Genomic DNA, 19,685 nt, shown 5'->3' on the forward strand with positions numbered 1-19,685 from the left:
GTGAGGAGAAGCGTGACTAAAACGATCGAGCAGGTCGTAGGCGAAAATGTGAAGAGGCTCAGAGAAAGGCGGGGCCTGTCCCAAGCAGAACTTGGCGAGGAAGTCGGCATGCTCCTAGGCAGCAAGTGGGTGCCCCAGACCGTCTCAGCCGCCGAAAGGGGTAAGCGCCAGTTCATCGCCGCCGAGCTTCTGGTTCTGGCGGACGTTTTGGGCTGCCGCGTCCAGTACCTATTCGAGTCCGAAGATTCTTCATCCATCCGAGTTAGCGACGCGTTCACTTACGCTCCGGACTTTGGAGCAAAACTGGACGGGAGCGGAGTGGATGACGAGCAGCTCCGTCATGTCTATTCCAAGCTCCAGCTCACCCTTAGAGGCCTGCCCCATTTAACGGCAGCCTTGAAAGAGGACCTGGCGAAGATTGAGGACTTGACCCGTCACGCGGGTTTCTTGCTGGAGCTCCGGCCCGGCGTTGACGATGTGGAGGGGGCCTGAGATGCCTAGGCCGCCGATGCAGATCGGTACGTGGGGGAAGATCAGCAGGGACGAGGTAACGCCCGGTGTCTGGCGGGCAATGGCCCGCTTCCGGGACTTTGACGGCATCACGCGGAAGGTCGAGGCCCGGGCCGTGGCGACCTCCCGGAATGACCGGGGGTCCCGGGCCGAGCAGGCACTAATTGCGGCGCTTAGAGACCGCGCCATGCCCGCCGGAGACGACATCACACCGGACACTCGCCTGAACAAGCTGGCGGAGATCTGGTGGCTGGAGTTCATGGACCAGGACAGGGCCATCAACACGCAGCGACGCTACCGGGAAGTCAAGGACTCCTACGTCATCCCGGGCGTCGGGGGTCTCACTATTCGCGAGGCTACCGTCTCCCGCCTGGACTGTTTCCTGAAGGCCACGACAGCCAAGCACGGCAACGCCACTGCCAAGCTGGCCAAGACTGTCCTGTCGGCCATGCTCGGCCTTGCTGCCCGGCACGGGGCCATCGGGGCGAACCCATTGCGGGACGTCGCCAAGGTGCCCATGAGTCGGAAGGAAGTCCGGGCCCTCACAGTGGAGGAGGCAGCAGCCCTGCGCGCCGGCCTCCGGCAATGGCAGCTGGAAGCCCGGTCTCACGGCCGTAAACGCCCCGACGACCTCTTGGACGTCGTCGACGTCATGCTGGCCACAGGCGCCCGCATCGGCGAAGCCCTCGCGTTGCGTTGGAAGGACATCGATCTGAAGTCGGAGCGTCCGACGCTAACTGTTACGGGGACTGTCATCTACGTCCAGGGGCAGGGCATGACGATCCAGGAACACCCCAAGTCGACAAACTCACGGCAACGTTACTTCCTGCCGCCATTCGCCGTGGAGATGCTCCTGCGGCGGCAGGTGCAGCAACTGGAGGCCAACCCTTGGGACGTGGTCTTCCCCTCCTCCACAGGCACACTCAGGGACCCGGGAAACTTCCGGAAGCAATGGCGCTCCGCACGGGACGAGATCGGCTTCCAGTGGGTCACCCCGCACACGTTCCGGAAGTCGGTGGGCACCCTCCTGGCCAAGGCCGAGGGTATGGCGTCAGCGTCCGCCCAACTGGGCCACTCCAGCGAGCAGATCACCAGCCGGCACTACGTCCAAAAGACCCACGAGGCACCGGACATGACAGCGCTGCTGCAAGCCTTCGGGTCAGCAGCGAAGGAAGGTTCCATTTAATGCCTTTTGATCTAAATTGGGATGTACTGTCAAAAATCATCCCCGCCGCTGCCACCGCCTTAGCGGCGCTCCTGGGATCCATGAGAGGCGGAAAGTCTCTTCGGGACAACATCCTCCATGACGTTGAAATTCTCGAAAAGCTGCCTGAAGACAGCTCTCCTCGAGCCCTCATGCTCCAGCACCTGACCACGCAAATTACGATGCTCAACTCCGAACGGCTTATCCGTCGCGAGATCCCTATGTTGGTGTTCTCATTGATCACTGCGCCGCTTCTTGGCTGGGCAACTTTTGCACTTTGGCAGTTGAATCAGTGGTGGGCCTATCCGCTTGCTGTCGTCGCCGGCGTTCTTACCTTGGTCTTCGTGTATGGCGTTTTTGATTCCGCTCAGGAGAAGTACCGTGCCCCTGCTAAGACGAAGGAAGAAAAGCAAGCTGAGAAAGAGGCCAAGCGCAAGTAAAGCGGTGGGTAAGTGGTGGATTCAGAAATTTTGGGCTTCCGTGAAAAGCGGCCCTGATCTACGTTTCCGCAGGTCAGAGCCGCTTTTGGTGGTGCCCCAGGAGGGAATCGAACCCCCGACCGGCGGATTAGAAGGCCGCTGCTCTATCCCCTGAGCTACTGGGGCGTCGACGCCGGACCCGGCCGGCGCCTCAAGAAGTTTACCCTGCCTGCTACGGACGTGTCGTTAGCTCCCGGCAGGGTTGGCCAGCAACTCCGCAAACGCGAGCTCAGCAGCACCCACCAGCAGCAGCTCAGATCCCAGCAGCGCCCGCTTGATCTGAACTTCGGATCCCAGCCCGCCGATGGTTTTCCCGGCTACGGCAGCAGTCAGCCGGTCTGGGTCGCGAGAGAAAATGCTGCCCAGGAACCCGCCCAGGACGATCAATTCCGGGTTGAAAATATTCACAAAATTGGTCAAGGCCACGGCCAGCAGGTCGATCTGTCGCTCAACTTCTTCCTGCAGCACGCGGGACGCGTTCCCGGCCATGGCTCGTTCAAGCTCGTCCTGGTCCGCGCGCTGAAGGCCCAGCGGTTCGAGGAGCCGCTCCAGGCGGACTTCAGCGTCCAGGCAGCCGAGCCTGCCGCAGTGGCAGGCGCCGCCGTCGGACTTCACGAGGGTGTGCCCCAGCTCGCCGGCAAACCCTGCAGCGCCACGCAGCGGCCTGGCCCCTGAAATGACCCCGCCGCCGATGCCGCTGGCGCTGCCGTTCAGGTAGATCACATCGGAAACGCCGACGGCGGCACCGTAGATGCTTTCCGCCAGCGAGCCCAGCGCGGCGTCATTTCCTGCCCGGACCGGACGGTCCAGCGCCTGCTCGAGCGAAACAGCCAGCGGTTCGTCCGCCCACTGCAGGTGCGGTGCCAGCAGTATCTGCCCGTCCGATGAGCGCACCAGCCCTGGGACCGCTACTCCGATTCCGGTGATCCGGTCCATGGCGTCCAGATCGGCCTTCATCCCGTCCAGAATGGCGCGGCTGATGTTCACCATATCTGTCACCGATGGCCTGCTCGCTGCCTCATAACGGATCCTGCGGTGCAGGTGGCCGCCGAGGCCCACCAGCCCGACGGTCACGGCGTCGACGTCCGGGTTAATCGCCAGGGCGGCGACTTTCTCGTTGGGGTGGACCAGCGGGCTGGGCCGGCCCGCACGTCCGACGGCGGGAGGTTCCGTTTCGTAGGCAAGTCCAAGATCGCCGAGTTCACCAACAAGGGCGCTGACGGTGGAGCGGTTCAGACCCGTCTCCCTGGTCAGCTGCGCGCGGGAGAGCGGTCCCCTCCGGTGGAGCATGCCAAGGATCAGCGACAGGTTATTGCGCCTGACCGCCTCTGCGCCCTGCAGCACCTTCGCGGCGGAGCGGATGACCGGGGAAGCCGTCACAGCCTGCCTTTCGAAGAAATTTTGTTGGTGAATACAACTTACTAGCCATGGACGCCCAACTCAATCACGGCTGCACCCAGACCACCACCGCTGCCCCTACGCGATGTCAGCAAATGAGCAAGGGGTGAGGTGAAAAACCCTTGACAGGCACGGACCTGGACAATAAGTTGTACGAAACAACTAATCCGAACCATGGAGGACACATGACAACGACGCCTACCCCCCAGGACCGCTTCACCTTCGGACTCTGGACCGTCGGCTGGACCGGAGCCGACCCGTTCGGCGTAGCCACCCGCGCAGCCCTGGACCCCGTGGAGGCAGTGCATAAGCTGAGCGAACTTGGCGCCTACGGCATCACGTTCCATGACAACGACCTGGTTCCCTTCGATGCCACGGCCTCCGAACGTGAGCTCATCCTCAAGAACTTCAAAGCTGCCCTCGCCGAGACCGGCCTGAAGGTACCGATGGTCACCACCAACCTCTTCAGCCATCCTGTCTTCAAAGACGGCGGGTTCACGTCCAACGACCGCTCCGTCCGCCGCTTTGCCCTCAGCAAGGTGTTGCGCAACATCGACTCGGCCGCCGAGTTCGGCGCTGAGACATTCGTTATGTGGGGCGGCCGGGAAGGCAGCGAATACGACGGCTCGAAGGACCTGTCCGCAGCCCTGGACCGGATGAAGGAAGGCGTGGACACCGCCGCTGCCTACATCAAGGAGAAGGGCTACGGGATGCGTATTGCCCTGGAGCCCAAGCCGAACGAGCCCCGCGGCGACATCTTCCTTCCAACGGTTGGCCATGGCCTGGCTTTCATTGCCCAGCTTGAACACGGCGACATTGTGGGCCTCAACCCCGAAACCGGCCACGAACAGATGGCAGGCCTGAACTTCACCCACGGCATCGCCCAGGCACTGTGGGCCGGCAAGCTCTTCCACATCGACCTCAACGGCCAGCGCGGCATCAAGTACGACCAGGACCTGGTGTTCGGCCACGGCGACCTGACCAGCGCGTTCTTCACCGTGGACCTCCTCGAAAACGGCTTCCCCAACGGCGGACCCCGCTACGAAGGACCCCGCCACTTCGACTACAAGCCGTCCCGCACCGATGGCTACGACGGCGTATGGGACTCTGCCAAGGCGAACATGTCCATGTACCTGCTCCTGAAAGAACGCGCCCTTGCCTTCCGGGCGGATCCGGAAGTCCAGGCAGCTCTGGCCGCCTCCGGTGTGTTCGAGCTCGGCGAGTCCACCCTGGCAACAGGCGAAACTGCCGCGGACCTGCTGGCTGATCCGGCAGCATTCGAAACGTTCGATGCCAACGCGGCTGCAGAGCGCAGCTTCGCCTTCATCCAGCTCAACCAGCTGGCCATCGAGCACCTGCTCAACGCCCGCTGAGGTCAAAACCATGCCCCTTGTAGCCGGTATCGACAGTTCCACCCAGTCCTGCAAGGTAGTGATCCGGGACGCTGACTCGGGCACGCTCGTCCGCCAGGGACGCGCATCGCATCCTGAAGGAACAGAGGTCCATCCGGACCACTGGTGGACCGCCCTCCAGGAAGCGGTCCGCCAGGCAGGCGGGCTCGATGACGTAGCGGCCGTTTCAGTCGGTGGCCAGCAGCACGGCATGGTGGTGCTGGACAGCTCAGGTGAGGTCATCAGGCCGGCGCTTTTGTGGAATGACACCAGGAGTGCCCAGGCGGCGGCAGACCTCGTGCGCGCAGCCGGTAACGGGGATGCAGACCGGGGGGCCCGCTACTGGGCCGACACTACTGGAACGGTTCCGGTGGCCTCGCTGACCCTGACCAAACTGCAGTGGCTGGCGGACAACGAACCGGATCATGCTGCACGGGTCGCTGCCGTATGCCTGCCCCATGACTGGTTGTCCTGGCGACTGGCCGGTTATGGCCCGGGCAGCGGTCCTGAAGGTTTCGCGGCCCTGGCCACTGACCGTTCTGACGCCTCAGGTACCGGCTACTATTCGACGGCGGCCGGACACTATCTGCCCGAACTCCTGGAAGCATCACTGGGCCATGTGCCGCAATTGCCGCAGGTCCTTGATCCGCTGGCGGTCGCGGGTAAAACTGCTGGCGGCAGCCTGATCGCTGCCGGCGCCGGTGACAATGCGGCGGCCGCCCTGGGTGTCGGCGCCAGGGTGGGTGATGTCGTCATGTCGCTGGGAACCTCGGGCACGGTTTTTGCCGTATCTGATCATCCGTCCGCCGACGCCTCGGGACTGGTGGCAGGTTTCGCTGACGCGTCAGGCCACTATCTGCCCTTGGCCTGCACTCTGAACGCCACCCGGGTGTTCGATGCTACTGCGGCGCTGTTGGGCGTCGACCTTGCCGGCTTCACCGAACTGGCGCTGGCTGCCGGTACTGGAGCGGGTGGACTGACACTGGTGCCGTACTTCGACGGCGAGCGCACCCCAAACCTGCCCGACGCCACGGGTTCGTTGCATGGCATGACCCGGGAAAACTACACGCCGGAAAACCTGGCGCGGGCCGCCGTCGAGGGTGTTGTTTGTTCCCTGGCGGACGGCCTGCGCGCCCTGCAGGACCAGGGCGTCGAGGCTGAAAGGATCATCCTGGTGGGCGGCGGGGCACAGTCCGCAGCCGTCCAGCAGTCGGTGTCCGAATTGCTGGGACTCCCCATGGTGGTGCCCTCGCCCGGTGAATATGTGGCGGATGGTGCAGCGCGGCAGGCAGCCGGAATCCTGGACGGGAAGTTCCCGGACTGGCAGCTGGACGCGGTGACATTGCCGCCGTCGAACCCTGCTCCTGAGGTCCTGGCACGCTACCGCAGATGGGCAGCCATCCACACAGCGTAAGCCGGACACCAGATGCTGAACGCGAAAATGGCTCGCACCCCTTGGAAAAACAAGGCGGTGCGGGCCATTTACGTACCCCGCAGGAAGGCCAGCGGCAGACTCAGGCGTACGGGAGAACCAGCTCCGCGTAACGTTCCTTCACCGTGGCCAGCACAGTATCGCCGTCTGTATCCCAGATTTCCTGGTTGAAGATTTCCACCTCGATGTCACCGGTGTAACCGGCATCGCGTACCCAGGAGCCGATCGTTGCGAAGTCCACGACGCCGTCACCCATGTAGCCGCGCGACAGCAGGGGATCTGCCGCGATGGGCATGTTGAAGTCACAGACCTGGTACGAAGCAATCCGCTGCTCGCGGCCTGCCCGTTCAATCTGTGCCTTCAGTTCCGGATCCCACCAGACGTGGAAAGTATCCACTGCGACGCCGACGGTGGCAGCATCGAACGGTGCTGCGAGGTCCAGTGCCTGGCCGAGGGTGGAGATCAAGGCCCTGTCCGCCGCGTACATCGGGTGCAGCGGCTCCAGCACCAGTCGGACGCCGTTCTCTTCGGCGAAAGGAACCAGGTCGGCGAGGCGGTCCGCGACGCGCTGACGCGCCGCCACAACGTCCTTCTCCCCCGGCGCCAGGCCGCCGACCACCAGGAAAAGCTCCCTGGTGTCCAGTGCCACGGCTTCCAGGATCGCAGCCCGGTTGTCCGCGAGCGCTGCGGCCTGCCCTTCGGCGTCAGCTGCAGTAAGGAACCCGCCACGGCACAGGGACGAGACGCGCAGGCCGGCATCCTTGATCAGGCGGGCTGCCTTGTCCAGGCCGGCTTCCTCAACGCGGTCCCGCCAAGGTCCGATCGAAGGGATGCCGGCCCTGACGCAACCGTCAACGACCTGCGCGAGGGTCCATTTCTTGGTGGTGGCGCTGTTGATCGCCAGCCGGGAGAAGTCGGCGGATTCTGAATTGATTGTCATACGCCCACCCCGTTGATGCGCAGGTAATCAGACATCCGGAACGCCGCCAGGGCCGGGTCCTTCAGCAGGCCTGCCCGGTCCGCGAGTTCGAACGTGGTGGCCAGGTGGCAGACGGAACGGCCGGAGTGCAGGCCGCCCACCATTTGGAAGCCCGGCTGCTGACCGTTCAACCAGGACATAAAGGCGATCCCGGTCTTGTAGTAGAACGTTGGCGCGCTGAAGATGTGCTTGCCCAGCTCCCGGGTGGAATCCAGGATCTCCCGGGCCTTGGCAGCGTTGCCGTTATCGTAGTTCTGCAAGGCGACCGAAGCCGCAGGGTAGATGGCCGCGAAGATACCCAGCAAGGCATCCGAGTGGTGATTGCCGTCGCCGTCGATCAGTTCCGGATAGTTGAAGTCGTCCCCGGTGTAGAGGCGGACGCTCTCCGGGAGGACCGCGCGCAGCGCCACCTCGTGGCTGGCGTCGAGCAGCGAAACCTTAACACCGTCCACCTTGCCCGCGTTGTCCCTGATCAGGCCCAGGAAGGTCTCGGTGGCGGTTGCAACATCATCGGATCCCCAGTAGCCGGCCAGGGCAGGATCGAACATGGTTCCCAACCAGTGCAGAATCACCGGCTGGTCCACTTCCTGCAACAGGGTTGAGTAGACCTGCAGGTAATCCTCCGGGCCGCGTGCCACCTTGGCCAGCGCACGGGAGGCCATGAGGATGACCTTGGGACCGGCTTCACTGACCACCGCGATCTGCTCGCGGTAGGCCTCGATGACTGCCTTGATGCCGGCTTCGCCTTCCGGAAGCGTGGCGATGTCGAGCTGGTCCGTGCCGGCCCCGCAGGAAACGAGGTCCCGGACACTCTTTCCTGCCGTGGCAGCGTTGCCGGAAGCCACTACCGAGGCAGCCTCCACGCCGGTGCGCTTGATGAGCTGCTGGGTGGCGGCCCAATCCAGGCCCATGCCGCGCTGGGCCGTGTCCATTGCATCAGCAACGCCCAGGCCATAGGACCAGAGCTCGTGCCGGTACGCCATGGTGGCATCCCAGTCCAGCCGGGCAGGAGCGCCGGGGGTGTTGTCCGCCAGAACCTCCGGGATGACGTGTGCTGCGGCATAGGCGCGGCGGGCAGCCAGCGGAGCAGTGGGACGGGCCCACGAGACGCCGCCCTGCAGACGGTACTCGCGGGTGCCGCCGTCGTTTGAAGGAAGGATCAGGGAAGTCATCAGAGCGTGATCTCCGGGATGTCGATGGTGCGGCGCTCGTCATTGGACTGCAGGCCCAGCTCGGCGAGCTGCACACCACGGGCTGCGGAGAGCAGGCCGAAGCGGTGTTCGCGGCCGGCCACGACGTCGCGCAGGAATTCTTCCCACTGCAACTTGAAGCCGTTGTCCAGTTCGGCATTCGCCGGGACTTCCTGCCACTGGTCACGGAAGGACTCCGTGACGGGAAGGTCCGGGTTCCACACCGGCTTGGGGGTGTGGGCACGCTGCTGCGCGACGCACTTGTTAAGGCCGGCTACGGCGGAACCGTGGGTGCCGTCGATCTGGAACTCCACCAGTTCGTCACGGTAGACGCGGACGGCCCAGGAGGAGTTGATCTGGCCAACAACCTGGTCGCCGCCGGGGGTCTCCAGCTCGAAGATGCCGTAGGAGGCGTCGTCGGCCGTGGCCTTGTATTCCTTGCCTGCCTCGTCCCAGCGGGCGGGGATGTGGGTGGCGGTCTTGGCGCTGACGCTCTTGACCTTGCCGATGATGCCTTCGAGGACGTAGTTCCAGTGGCAGAACATGTCGGTGGTCATTCCACCGCCATCTTCCTTGCGGTAGTTCCAGGACGGACGCTGGGCGGCCTGGATATCGCCTTCGAAGACCCAGTAGCCGAACTCGCCGCGGATGGAAAGGATGCGGCCGAAGAAGCCTTCATCAACCAGGCGGCGGAGCTTGACCAGGCCCGGCAGGTACAGCTTGTCGTGCACAACGCCTGCCGTCACACCGGCTTCCTTGCCGATACGGGCCAGTTCGATAGCCTCTTCGAGGGTCTCGGCCGTGGGCTTCTCGGTGAAGATGTGCTTGCCCGCCAGCATGGCCTTCTTGAGGGTGGCGGCGCGGAGGCTGGTCATTGAGGCATCGAAGATGACGTCAACGGACGGATCGTTGATGACTGAATCAAGGTCAGTGGTCCATTCGGAGACCTTGTGGAGTTCCGCAAGCTCACGAATCTTCGCCTCGTTGCGGCCTACCAGGATCGGTTCAACCTGTACCCGTGTGCCGTCCGCCAGGGTGAAGCCGCCGGCGTCGCGGATGGGCAGGATTGAGCGCAACAGGTGCTGGCGGTAACCCATTCGTCCGGTGATGCCGTTCATGGCGATACGGATGGTCTTTGTTTCCAGGCTCATGGGTCCTCCACGGTGAGTTGAGCAGTGTTACTCAAGCTATAAGGCTAGGTCTGATGGGAAAGCGCATTCCCATTGGGTTTCATCATGCCTTGTCGATCCGGACTTTGGCAAGCGCTTTCCGAAAACATTCCACAACTGCCATACTGTTGCTCGAACCAATCCAGTGGGCAAAGGAGACTCCGGTGGCAGCAAGCACCCTCACAGAGGTAGCGCGACTGGCCGGGGTTTCGCCTGCCACCGCCTCCCGCGTCCTCAACGGGTCCGCGCGCAAGCCCGGACCCGACATTGCCGAACGCGTGCGCAAGGCCGCGGACTCCCTCGGCTATGTCCCCAATGCGCAGGCTCAGGGACTGGCCAAGTCCAGCTCAGGCCTGATCGGCCTGATCGTCCATGACATTGCCGATCCCTACTTCGCTGCTATTGCCCGCGGCGTCCAGGAAGAAGCCCGGCTACAGGGCCGCATGGTGCTCCTGGCCACCACGGCCGGCGGTCCTCACGAGGAAAAGGAGGCCGTGGCGGCCTTCGCCGCGCGCAGGGCCGACTCGATAGTGATCGCCGGTTCCCGCTCCGCCAAGGCCGGTGAGGAGGAAGCCAACAACGAACTTGCCGCGGAACTGGACCGTTACTGCCGCAACGGCGGACAGGTCGCCGTCGTCGGTCATCCCGTGGTGGGAGCATCGACGGCCGAGGGTTACCACGTGGTCAGCGTTCCGAATGAGGACCTGGCCGCAGCCCTGGCGTCAGAACTGGCCAGCAAGCACAAGGGTGAATTCCTGATCATTGGCGGCCCGGAAGGGCTGTTCACCTCCGATGACCGCATCCGGGGTTTCCAACGTGGCCTGGCGGCTGCCGGACGGCCGGCAGCAGAGGTCCTGCGCCGGGCATTCAACCGCTCCGGTGGTTACGACGCTGGAGTAGCCCTTGCCGGCCGTATCAGGGAGAGCCGGGAAAGACAGGAGGCATCCTCAGGTGCCGCGGCCCGGCTTTGCATTTTTGCCGTCAACGATGTGATGGCCATCGGGATGGCCGGCGCCCTACGCTCGGCAGGCCTGCGGATCCCCCAGGACGCAGCAATTGCCGGCTTCGACGACATTGAAACGCTGCGTGATTTCCGCCCGGAACTATCCACGGTGCACCTGCCGCTCGAAGAAATCGGCAGGGCTGCCACCAGGGGTTCCGGCTCCACGCTCAATGGGCAGGCAACCCTCTCTGTTCAGGGCGAAGTCACCTTGCGCCACAGCACCGAACCTCCCATCCTGTAAGGATCCTTCATGGCCATTGACGCCGCATCCCGGACACAAGCACAGCCCGCCGGGCTGACTGTCATCCCGGCAGCAGGCCCCCTCGCAGGGACCAGCACCCCGGGCGCCGCCTCTACGCCGACACCCGCGCCGGCCATACTGATCCTGCCCGGCGGAGGCTACGGCCACCAGGCGGACCACGAAGCGGAGCCGGTGGCGCACTGGCTGGCCTCGCTCGGCATTCATGCTTTTGTGCTGCGGTACCGGGTTGCCCCGGACCGGCACCCTGCTCCGCTGGAAGATGCCAAGTCGGCCATGCTCTGGATCCGGCAGGGCTCCCATGGGCTGGCCGTGGACCCTGCGAGGGTTGGCGTCCTGGGTTTTTCAGCCGGCGGCCATCTGGCTGCCACGCTGTCCACCGGGGTGCAGACGGGCGACGCCATACTGGATGTTCCCGCTACAGCACCGAATCTGAGCATCCTTTGCTATCCGGTCATTTCATTGCTGCACAACAGCCACCAGGGATCCATCGACAATCTGCTGGGGCCGGCAACCGGGTCGTCTACCCCTGCCCGGAACGAACTGGCAGCGGCGTTGTCCGCGGAGCGCAACGTCAACCCCGGCACGCCACCTGCCTTCCTCTGGCACACCGCGGATGACGCCGCAGTACCGGTATCCAACAGCCTGGGTTATGCGGCGGCACTGGCCGCGGCAGGAGTTCCTGTCGAACTTCACGTCTTTCCGCAGGGCAGGCATGGCCTCGGACTCGCAAAGGCCGAAGCCGGCACAGAACAGTGGACCGGCCTCTGCGCTGACTGGCTTCGACGGATGGCCTGGACCGCTTAGTCCTCCCGCAGCACGACCTGGTTCAGGAAGTCCGCATCGCGCAACAGGTTCGCGGGCAGGTCATCCTGGACAAACTCCAGCATCAGGTCCAGTTGCATACTGTCCTCGTGAAGTACCGCCGCCACGGACTCCCACAGTTCTTCGCGCGCTTCCAGCGGCAGCCGCTCAGTCCCCGGCCACCAGGAGAAGCAGTGGACGCCCAACAGGAATGGCAGCACCTGGCGCAGCGAGGCCAGCGCATCCTGGTCGGATAGTCCGACGGCGGGCTGCCAGTAAGTCCCCACGTTTTCCTCGTCGATGGCCTCCAGGAGCCTGACTGTTCCTTCCGGAGTATCCGTCAGGGTGCCGCCGTGGTACTCCAAAGCAATGGACAGCCCGCGCTCCCCTGCCATCCCCGCAATCCGCTTCCCGTCCGCTACGACATTGCGCCGGTGCGCTTCATCGGAGTCAGCGCTGGCCAGTGCGCCTGCCCACACCCGGATCCGCGGCGCCGTCGCACGGCCAGCCAGTCCGGCGAGCGCGGAAAAGTCCTCCCCGGACCCCAGCCGGTAGTAAGACCCCAGGGACAACACCGCCAGCCCGGCATCCGCTGACGCCTGGGCTGCTTCCTCGGCAGTGGCTTCATCAACCACATGCACGTCTGTTCCCCATTCGATGCCTGCCAGGCCGGCGTCGGCGGTGACTGCGGCGACCTCACGCACGGATGACCCGCGCAGCGTAACCGAGCAGAGCCCAGGGACAAGGTGGGCGCGGTTCCACTCGGACAGTCCTGCCGGTACATTCATGAATCGAATCCCTCAAGCCTTCCGCTGCTGCCGGAACAGCACGTGTGTTTTTGCATCAAAGAACATCAGGTAGGCGGCCATGGACACGCCGACCGCGATCGCTACGGCGCGTACCAGCCCGATCGGAATCCATCGGAAAACGCTGAGCTGGTCCGTCAGCGCGATCAACACGAAGAAAGTGGTCAAGTAGAAAACGACCCGCAGTTGCCAGCCGTCATCAATGCCGGTCACCGCAAACAGTGCCAGCAGCCAGATCATGTACCACGGCTGAATCATGGGCGCCAGGAGTACGACGGCGGTAAACGCCCAGGCGGCGCGGCGCACCATGAGCAGGCGGTAATCAGCCTCGGAGACGCTGCTGGACAGGCCGTTGGGCAAGCTGTTGGACAGGCCCGCAGAGAAACCGGCGGACCAACGGCGGACGCCCAGCGGGCCCGTTTTCGCCGGGCGGAGTGCAAGCCAGATAACAATCAGGATGGACGCCACCGTCCCCACCATCTGCACGGCGTCGATGACGCCCTCTCCCGGGATGCCCAGGAAACTGGTGATCAGGCCCAGGAGATGGGACAGCAGGCCCACCGGGGCGTACCAGATCCACACGGAGCTGGAAGTCTGCAGGGCCCCGATCCAGCCGAAGCCGAGGCCGTTCACCAGGCCGGCTACGGCCAGGAGGCCCATCGAAACCGCCAAGGTTCCCGTCCAGCAGAGGAAGCGCCGGGACCAGCCGGCCTTATGGCCTGCCCAGAGCAGGCCAACGAACGGCAGGGCGATCAGCGTGATCGGCTTGATGGCGATCGATGCCGTCACCAGGACTATGCCGAGGATGGGCCGTTTGACCGCAGTGAAATAGATGCCGGCCATGCACAGGCCCAGCATGAGGGAGTCGTTGTGGGCGCTGGCGATGAAGTTGATCAGGACGACTGGGTTCAACGCCACCAGCCACAACGTCCGCTGCGGATTGAAACCGTTGAGGGCCGCCAGCTTGGGCACGTATACCGCCAGCAGGACCAGGCCCGCGAGCACGGCGAGCCGGAAGGGGATGATGGCTATCTCGGGAATTTCGAAGCTGATGGCCACTGATGCCTGTTCGATCCAGAGCCACAGCGGTCCGTAAGGAGTGGGCGCCTCGGTCCACAAGGTGTCAGGGCCCAGGTTGTAGTAGTTGGGAAGGGCCGAGATGCCATCGGTGTAGGGATTCAGGCCGTGAGTCATCAGCCGTCCCTGGCCGATGTAGGCGTACACGTCACGGCTGAACAAGGGCAGGCACACCATCAGGGGCAGCGTCCACATCCAGAATGCACGCATCAGCACCGGAGTGCAGCGCGGGTCCCAGTCCCCGACCCGCTGTGCCAGTCGAAGCCAAGCGCGCAGCAGGAGGAGGGCGCCTACGCACAACATGATGGTGGAAACGATGACGGCGAATGGCGATGTGCGGGCGAAGATGAACAACGGTGTCCGGATCAGCCCGCTGCTGCCTGCCAGCCATCCCAGTCCTACGGAGGCCAGTGCCATCAGAACCGAGCCGAGAAGGCCTTGGAGGATGGTGGACCGGGATTCCGCCATCAGCGATTGAGTGAAGGGGTCCCGGGTGCTTTTGCGTTCAGTAGAAATCACCGAACCTCCTGCTCCCGGATCGCGCACATCCGACGACACCATGAATGATTTGCCCTGTCCGAGTTTTGTCCGTGGCCGGGAAACACCTGTGGATCCGCCGCCTGCTGGGGAATAATGCCACTCTAGCACCGGGGCACTGCACGATGCCGGGATACCATGGACACGTCCCGGCGCCTTCCGGCAGCCGGCCGCAATCTTTGCTGTCATAAAACAGACTGCGCCTGCGGGCTGCCGTCGCCAACCGAGAAGGACGCCTCCCATCTCTGCCGATTCTTTCTTCAGTGCACTCACCCGGTTCCGGCGGAGGGTCCTCCCGGACAGTTGGGAACGCGCCCTGCTGACCCCGCGGGGCCTTCTCTGGGGATTTATCCTCATTCACACCGGGTTCCTCACCTTCGCACTGATTCTCTCCCTCAGGGGAGAGGCGTTCAGCGATACTTTCATCTACCGGGAGTGGGCAGCAGCCGGATTTGACGATGACCGGTTGTCGGGCGGCCCCAGCCCCTGGGTTTATCCGATCCTGGCGCTGATCCCGCTCTACCTCGCGGGCGTGGCAGGTTCCGGGCCCTACTTTCTCCTGTGGGTACTGATGACGACCGTCCTGAACGGGATCGCGCTGGGCAAGCTCACTGACTGGGGACGACATGCCGCCTCCCTTGCTGCCGGCTGGTGGTGGTTGTCCTTCGTCCTCCTCCTGGGCTGGTTGGGCTTCGCACGCGTGGACGGACTGACCGCTCCCCTGGTGCTGATCGCCCTGGCTTACGGCGTTAAGCGCCCGTTCGTGGCCGGCGTGCTCCTTGCCATCGGAACGTGGGTAAAAGTCTGGCCCGCCGCCGTGATGCTTTCGCTGTTTACCGTGGTGAAAACCCGGCTGCAGATCGTGCTCGCCGGAGTTGTGGTTTCAGCCCTGGTAGTGGGTCTGGCGGCGTCGATCGGTTCACTGCCCAAACTGCTGAACTTCCTCACCCAGCAGGGTGAACGCGGGATGCAGCTCGAGGCAACTTTCACCACGCCCTGGCTGTGGCTTTCCGTCCTTCGCATTGGCGATTCCCGTATGTACATGAACACGGACATCAATTCGATGCAGGTTGACGGCCCGGGCACCACCCTGATGGCCGCGCTGATGCAGCCGCTGCTGATCGTCGCGGCCCTGCTGGTAGCCGGTCTGACCTTTTGGGCACTGCACAACGGCAACCGGTCCGGCGGCGTGGACCGCACCGAACTCCTGCTCGCCGGATCGCTGACCATGGCCACAGCATTCGTGGTCTTCAACAAAGTAGGGTCCCCGCAGTTCATGGTGTGGCTTGCGCCTGCCGTTGCTGTCGGGCTGGCACACTCCTTCAGGGAATGGCGAGTACCGGCGGCCATGCTGGTCGTCATCGGGCTGGCGACGTTTTGCATCTATCCGTTGTTCTACGATGCCCTGAGCCACAACAACCCGGTCATGGCACTGGTCCTTACTTTGCGCAACGTCCTGCTGATTGTGCTCTTCGGCTGGTCACTGCGGCGGTTGTACCTGCTGGGCCGGAAACAACCCGCCGCAGAAACAGCACACCCCGCACTCAAGGAGTCCTGAAATTCCTGTCTCATTTTTCGACCGGCTGGTACGCGCCCGTGACGCCGTTCTGCCGCCGGCAGCAGTCCAATGGTTCACCCGACGCTCCAGCGTCTGGTGGGGATTCGCCGTCGTCCACGTGTACTTCCTTGGCTGGATGGCCAGTTTCTTCCTCAGCGGCGGGACTTTCTCTGATACTGAGCAGTACCGCCAGTGGGCTACCGCCGGATACAACCCTGAAGATCTTGACGGCAAGATCAGCCCCTGGGTTTACCCCGTCCTTGCCCAACTGCCCATCTTCCTGGCCAACATTGCCGGCCCGGACGCTTACCTGCTGGTCTGGACGCTGATCATCACAGCACTGAATGGCGCGGCCCTTGCGTTCCTTACGTCCGGAACACGCCGGGTGGCCGGTATAGCTCCGGCATGGTGGTGGCTGTTCTTCACAGTATTTATGGGCTACCTGAGCTTTGCGCGCGTTGAGGGAATCACCGGACCCATTGTCCTGGTGGCCCTGCTGGTGGCGGCGCACAGGCCGGTGGTGGCCGGTGTGCTCCTGAGTATCGCCACCTGGATCAAGGTATGGCCCGCGGCGGTCCTTGTACCTATCATGATCGCCAGCCGCAGGCGGGTGCAGATCTTCCTATCCGGCGTGGCGGTGACGGCAGTGGTAGCGGCCGGCACCTGGCTTTCCGGCGGCGTCGCGCACCTTATGGACTTCCTGACCAACCAGGGCGAGCGCGGCATGCAACTGGAAGCCACATTCTCCACTCCGTGGGTATGGCTCAGCGTCCTGGGAATTTCAGATTCCCGCATCGCTGACAACGTTGCCATCAACTCCACGGAGGTCTACGGCCCGGGTGCCGCGGTAGCGGCGACGCTGATGCAGCCGTTGCTGATTCTCGCAGCCATTGGTGGAGCTGTCCTGCTGGCCTGGGCGCTTCAGAACGGCGCCGAACGCGAGGAACTGTTCCTCGAAGGAGCGCTGCTGATGACCACTGCCTTCGTGGTCTTCAACAAGGTTGGCTCGCCCCAGTTCATTATCTGGCTGGCGCCTGTGGTTATTGCCGGGCTCACCCATGACTGGCACCGATGGAAGGTCCCTGCGGCTTTGCTGATGGGCATAGCGATGGCCACGTTCATCATTTACCCGTTGTTCTACACGCCTCTTATCCACGCCAATCCGCTGATGGCAGCCGTCCTGACCGCGCGGAACGTGCTTCTGGTGGTGCTGCTCTGGTGGTCCGTACAGCGCACCCTGGAACTGGGCAGAAGGGCACGCGCCGGGCGCCTGGCAACGGCCTGACCGTATCGGTCACCATGCTGACTCGGCCAATGCAGACGCTAGGGCAGGGTTACCTTGCTCCGCGCCTGAAGCCATGTTTGGGGCTTGCCTTCCACCAGCAGCTTGCGGGTGTGCGGGTCAAAGACCAGCAGGTAAACGGTGAAGGCCAGTGTGATCACCGAGGCAAGGGACGACGCCGACACGTTCAGTTCCACAAAGGACCAGACGGACAGCTGGTCCTGGGCGCCGAACACCACGAAGAACGTAATGACGATGTACAGGGACTTGATCTGCCAGTCATTGCGGATGCCGGTAACGGCCAGGAACGGAATGAACCAGAGCACATACCAGGGCTGGATGATCGGCGCGAACATCACCACAGCAGCAAATGCCAGCGCCAGGCGCCGCACCAGCAGCGGGTACGAGCCGCGGAACATCAGGACCAGCACCACGACGATGCTCAGCAGCTTCAGGCCGCTGCGAAGCACACTGGCGATGTCACGTCCCGGCAATCCCAGGCCGTTGGCCAGCCATTCCACCTGCTGCCCGATCAGCCCGGAGGGCGAATACCCCGTATAGCCGGGCGTGGGATCCAGGATGGCCCATGTCCAGCCCAGTCCCAGGCCGTACGGAATGCCGCTCAGCACCAGCACCACGAAGCTGATCCCGGCGGTGGCTCCCCAGAAGAGGAACCGGCGCAGCAGTGAGGCCCCGGGCCCTGCCCACATCAAGCCAAGGAACGGCAGCAGCAAGATGGTGATGGGCTTGATCCCGATCGAGGCAGTCACCAGCAGGATGCCCAGGACGTGCCTGCCCGTGGCTGCGGCGTAAACACCGGCAACGGCGAGGCCCACCATCAGGCCGTCGTTGTGCGCGCTGGCCACGAAGCTGATCAGGAACAGCGGATTGGCTACAGCGATCCACAGTGCCCGTGCGCCGCTGACGCCGTGAAGTTCGGCGAGCTTGGGGACGTAAATTACGCAAAGTACGACGCCGATCCCCGCCAGGACGCGGAACAGCAGCACCGAATAATCCGGCTGCGCCCCGGTCACCTGGACAACCAGGCGCGCGAGCCAGAGGAAGTAGGGGCCGTAAGGGGTTTTGGATTCCGCCCATGCCGGATCAGCACCGAGCGAGAACCAGTTGCTGAGGGTGCTGATTCCGGTGTTGTAGGGATCCTGGCCCTCAAGCACCAGCCGCCCCTGGCCTGTGTACGCGTAAACATCGCGGGAGTAGATGGGCACCGCGAACATCATGGGAGCGGACCATGCCGCCACGGCTGCCACCACGGAGCGCAGGGAGCCTTCACCCCAGTCCTTCAGGCGCTGGCCGAGCCGCAGCCATGAGCGGGTCAGGAGCATGGCGCCCACTGTCAGCAGGACAGTGGAGACGGTGACGCCCCAGCCCTCTGTGCGCAGCGCAATGACAAGCCAGTGCCGGATCATGGGAGAGCCGTTGGCAATCCAGCCAGCGCCGACTGAACCAACCAGCATCATCAGGGAACCAATAAAACCCTGGAGGGTGGCCACATAGGCTTTGGAAGGCGCGATGGCAGACTCGTCGGAGCTTGAACCGCGTGCCTTCATGATGGGTTGAGTCCTTCTGGTACGTAGTCGAAGCGGCGCCGGAACAGACTCGAGGAGTGGTTCAACGGACTTGGTGATTATATCAGCCGGTGCAATTCAGGCTGCTGGGTGGGCAACCCCGGAGGCGTTGTGACAGCCGTTGCCGGTAGGCTGACGGAGTGCCTATAACTAACGAACGCATCGTCTGGATTGACTGCGAAATGACCGGGCTTGATGCCCGCAACGACGCCCTGATCGAAGTTGCCGCCCTGGTGACGGACTCCGAACTGAACATTCTGGGGGACGGCGTGGACGTCGTCATCAAGCCCACCGACGCAGCCCTGGCCCAGATGAGCGACTTTGTGCGGGAGATGCACACCACGTCCGGCCTGTTGGAGGAACTCCCCCACGGCAAGACCATGGCGGAAGCCGAAGCGGCTGTCCTCGAATACATCGAAAAGTGGGTGCCGGATCCTCGGCGCGCTCCCCTGGGCGGTAACTCCGTTGGCACTGACCGGGTGTTCCTGGCACGGGACATGCCTGCCGTCGTCGAGCATCTCCACTACCGGGTGATTGACGTCAGCACCATCAAGGAACTGTCCCGCCGCTGGTTCGCCCGCGCGTACTTCCAGTCGCCGCCCAAGCATGGCGGCCACCGCGCGCTGGGAGATATCCGGGACTCCATCAATGAACTGCGCTACTACCGCGAGGCGGTGTTTGTGCCGGCGCCGGGACCGGATTCCGCAACCGCGCAGGCAATTTCACGGCGTCTCGCCAGTGCCGCCCACGAGTAGCAGAATGCACCCAGCAGGGCGGCCGGGAGTGATCTGCCGCACTTTTGGGGGAAGTTCGCGGGAAATTTGCAGCAAAAGCACCAAAGTGGTCAAAGTGCCCCCAAACAGCAGGTAAACTATTTGACGTTGCCTTCCCGGACAGCCGATCTTCGACTGTCCTGCATGGCACATGGTGGGCTTAGCTCAGTTGGCAGAGCGCCTGGTTGTGGTCCAGGAGGTCGCGGGTTCAACCCCCGTAGCTCACCCGCTCAGGACGGTACAGATCC

General features: G+C 63.6%; 17 protein-coding genes and 2 tRNA genes. 11 read left to right on the forward strand and 8 right to left on the reverse strand.

The window, feature by feature from the left end:
• Positions 1-12: 12 nt before the first annotated feature.
• The 3 genes from ACWA13_RS10435 to ACWA13_RS10445 are packed head-to-tail and all read left to right on the forward strand — an operon-like array spanning position 13 to position 2,154.
• Positions 13-492: a helix-turn-helix transcriptional regulator gene (locus ACWA13_RS10435; RefSeq protein WP_463933853.1), complete on the forward strand. Its 480-nt coding sequence runs from the start codon at positions 13-15 to the stop codon at positions 490-492.
• 1 nt (position 493) lies between these two features.
• The gene (locus ACWA13_RS10440) at positions 494-1,696 is read left to right on the forward strand and encodes a tyrosine-type recombinase/integrase (protein ID WP_463933855.1); all 1,203 of its coding nucleotides are present in this window, start codon (positions 494-496) and stop codon (positions 1,694-1,696) included.
• Positions 1,696-2,154, forward strand: a complete 459-nt coding sequence (locus tag ACWA13_RS10445) for a hypothetical protein (RefSeq protein ID WP_463933857.1) — start codon at positions 1,696-1,698, stop codon at positions 2,152-2,154. The genes ACWA13_RS10440 and ACWA13_RS10445 overlap by 1 nt, the downstream gene beginning before the upstream one ends.
• A gap of 89 nt (positions 2,155-2,243) precedes the next feature.
• Here ACWA13_RS10445 and ACWA13_RS10450 read toward each other — a convergent pair.
• Both ACWA13_RS10450 and ACWA13_RS10455 read right to left on the reverse strand, forming a co-directional pair.
• Positions 2,244-2,319 (reverse strand) — tRNA-Arg (locus ACWA13_RS10450).
• 60 nt (positions 2,320-2,379) lie between these two features.
• The gene (locus ACWA13_RS10455) at positions 2,380-3,573 is read right to left on the reverse strand and encodes an ROK family transcriptional regulator (RefSeq protein WP_463933859.1); all 1,194 of its coding nucleotides are present in this window, start codon (positions 3,571-3,573) and stop codon (positions 2,380-2,382) included.
• Between the two features lie 203 nt (positions 3,574-3,776).
• Between ACWA13_RS10455 and xylA the strand changes: the two genes are divergently transcribed.
• Positions 3,777-4,964 carry a xylose isomerase gene (gene xylA, locus ACWA13_RS10460; RefSeq protein WP_463933860.1) on the forward strand — a complete coding sequence of 396 codons (1,188 nt, stop codon included), beginning with the start codon at positions 3,777-3,779 and terminating at the stop codon, positions 4,962-4,964.
• Between the two features lie 10 nt (positions 4,965-4,974).
• Positions 4,975-6,396 carry a xylulokinase gene (gene xylB / locus ACWA13_RS10465; RefSeq protein WP_463933862.1) on the forward strand — a complete coding sequence of 474 codons (1,422 nt, stop codon included), beginning with the start codon at positions 4,975-4,977 and terminating at the stop codon, positions 6,394-6,396.
• A 100-nt stretch (positions 6,397-6,496) separates the two neighbouring features.
• On the opposite strand, the gene ACWA13_RS10470 is transcribed toward xylB, so the two are convergent.
• From ACWA13_RS10470 to ACWA13_RS10480, 3 genes are read right to left on the reverse strand one after another with little or no spacing between them, the layout of a single operon-like run.
• Positions 6,497-7,354, reverse strand: a complete 858-nt coding sequence (locus ACWA13_RS10470) for a sugar phosphate isomerase/epimerase family protein (RefSeq protein WP_463933864.1) — start codon at positions 7,352-7,354, stop codon at positions 6,497-6,499.
• Entirely contained in the window at positions 7,351-8,565 is a 1,215-nt protein-coding gene (locus ACWA13_RS10475) for a dihydrodipicolinate synthase family protein (protein WP_463933866.1), read from the reverse strand. The genes ACWA13_RS10470 and ACWA13_RS10475 overlap by 4 nt, the downstream gene beginning before the upstream one ends.
• Positions 8,565-9,734 (reverse strand): Gfo/Idh/MocA family protein, encoded by a 1,170-nt coding sequence (locus ACWA13_RS10480; RefSeq protein ID WP_463933868.1) that lies wholly within the window; start codon positions 9,732-9,734, stop codon positions 8,565-8,567. Before ACWA13_RS10480 ends, ACWA13_RS10475 begins: the two co-directional genes overlap by 1 nt.
• A 182-nt stretch (positions 9,735-9,916) precedes the next feature.
• Here ACWA13_RS10480 and ACWA13_RS10485 point away from each other — a divergent pair, with 182 nt between their 5' ends.
• Together ACWA13_RS10485 and ACWA13_RS10490 are read left to right on the forward strand one after the other, a co-directional pair.
• Positions 9,917-10,996, forward strand: coding sequence for a LacI family DNA-binding transcriptional regulator (locus ACWA13_RS10485; RefSeq protein WP_463933869.1), 1,080 nt, complete (start codon positions 9,917-9,919; stop codon positions 10,994-10,996).
• 9 nt (positions 10,997-11,005) lie between these two features.
• Entirely contained in the window at positions 11,006-11,821 is an 816-nt protein-coding gene (locus tag ACWA13_RS10490) for an alpha/beta hydrolase (RefSeq protein WP_463933871.1), read from the forward strand.
• Here the strand turns inward: ACWA13_RS10490 and ACWA13_RS10495 are convergent.
• Both ACWA13_RS10495 and mptB (ACWA13_RS10500) read right to left on the reverse strand, forming a co-directional pair.
• Complete coding sequence (locus tag ACWA13_RS10495) at positions 11,818-12,606, reverse strand: sugar phosphate isomerase/epimerase family protein (protein WP_463933873.1); 789 nt, start codon at positions 12,604-12,606, stop codon at positions 11,818-11,820. The two genes, ACWA13_RS10490 and ACWA13_RS10495, sit on opposite strands and share 4 nt — an antisense overlap.
• Positions 12,607-12,618: 12 nt before the next feature.
• Complete coding sequence (gene mptB / locus ACWA13_RS10500) at positions 12,619-14,220, reverse strand: polyprenol phosphomannose-dependent alpha 1,6 mannosyltransferase MptB (RefSeq protein WP_463933875.1); 1,602 nt, start codon at positions 14,218-14,220, stop codon at positions 12,619-12,621.
• A 259-nt stretch (positions 14,221-14,479) separates the two neighbouring features.
• On the opposite strand from mptB (ACWA13_RS10500), the gene ACWA13_RS10505 reads away from it, so the two are divergent.
• Together ACWA13_RS10505 and ACWA13_RS10510 are read left to right on the forward strand one after the other, a co-directional pair.
• On the forward strand, positions 14,480-15,796 hold the full coding sequence (locus ACWA13_RS10505) for a glycosyltransferase 87 family protein (RefSeq protein WP_463937907.1): 1,317 nt from the start codon (positions 14,480-14,482) through the stop codon (positions 15,794-15,796).
• A 136-nt stretch (positions 15,797-15,932) separates the two neighbouring features.
• Entirely contained in the window at positions 15,933-17,081 is a 1,149-nt protein-coding gene (locus tag ACWA13_RS10510) for a glycosyltransferase 87 family protein (RefSeq protein ID WP_463933877.1), read from the forward strand.
• A gap of 38 nt (positions 17,082-17,119) precedes the next feature.
• Here the strand turns inward: ACWA13_RS10510 and mptB (ACWA13_RS10515) are convergent, their stop codons facing one another.
• Positions 17,120-18,646, reverse strand: coding sequence for a polyprenol phosphomannose-dependent alpha 1,6 mannosyltransferase MptB (mptB, locus tag ACWA13_RS10515; RefSeq protein ID WP_463933879.1), 1,527 nt, complete (start codon positions 18,644-18,646; stop codon positions 17,120-17,122).
• A 158-nt stretch (positions 18,647-18,804) separates the two neighbouring features.
• Between mptB (ACWA13_RS10515) and orn the strand changes: the two genes are divergently transcribed.
• Positions 18,805-19,419: an oligoribonuclease gene (gene orn / locus ACWA13_RS10520; RefSeq protein ID WP_463933881.1), complete on the forward strand. Its 615-nt coding sequence runs from the start codon at positions 18,805-18,807 to the stop codon at positions 19,417-19,419.
• A gap of 172 nt (positions 19,420-19,591) precedes the next feature.
• A tRNA-His gene (locus ACWA13_RS10525) sits at positions 19,592-19,664 on the forward strand.
• Positions 19,665-19,685: the final 21 nt, after the last annotated feature.

The sequence above is a fragment of the Pseudarthrobacter sp. TRD_SC_9 genome (genome assembly GCF_055361265.1).

Coding starts and splice junctions, on each gene's coding strand:
- xylB (WP_463933862.1), top strand. CDS start 4,975: ATGCCCCTTGTAGCCGGTATCGACAGTTCCACCCAGTCCTGCAAGGTA.
- ACWA13_RS10445 (WP_463933857.1), top strand. CDS start 1,696: ATGCCTTTTGATCTAAATTGGGATGTACTGTCAAAAATCATCCCCGCC.
- ACWA13_RS10510 (WP_463933877.1), top strand. CDS start 15,933: ATGGCCAGTTTCTTCCTCAGCGGCGGGACTTTCTCTGATACTGAGCAG.
- xylA (WP_463933860.1), top strand. CDS start 3,777: ATGACAACGACGCCTACCCCCCAGGACCGCTTCACCTTCGGACTCTGG.
- ACWA13_RS10470 (WP_463933864.1), bottom strand. CDS start 7,354: ATGACAATCAATTCAGAATCCGCCGACTTCTCCCGGCTGGCGATCAAC.
- ACWA13_RS10475 (WP_463933866.1), bottom strand. CDS start 8,565: ATGACTTCCCTGATCCTTCCTTCAAACGACGGCGGCACCCGCGAGTAC.
- ACWA13_RS10490 (WP_463933871.1), top strand. CDS start 11,006: ATGGCCATTGACGCCGCATCCCGGACACAAGCACAGCCCGCCGGGCTG.
- ACWA13_RS10480 (WP_463933868.1), bottom strand. CDS start 9,734: ATGAGCCTGGAAACAAAGACCATCCGTATCGCCATGAACGGCATCACC.
- mptB (WP_463933879.1), bottom strand. CDS start 18,646: ATGAAGGCACGCGGTTCAAGCTCCGACGAGTCTGCCATCGCGCCTTCC.
- ACWA13_RS10495 (WP_463933873.1), bottom strand. CDS start 12,606: ATGAATGTACCGGCAGGACTGTCCGAGTGGAACCGCGCCCACCTTGTC.
- ACWA13_RS10440 (WP_463933855.1), top strand. CDS start 494: ATGCCTAGGCCGCCGATGCAGATCGGTACGTGGGGGAAGATCAGCAGG.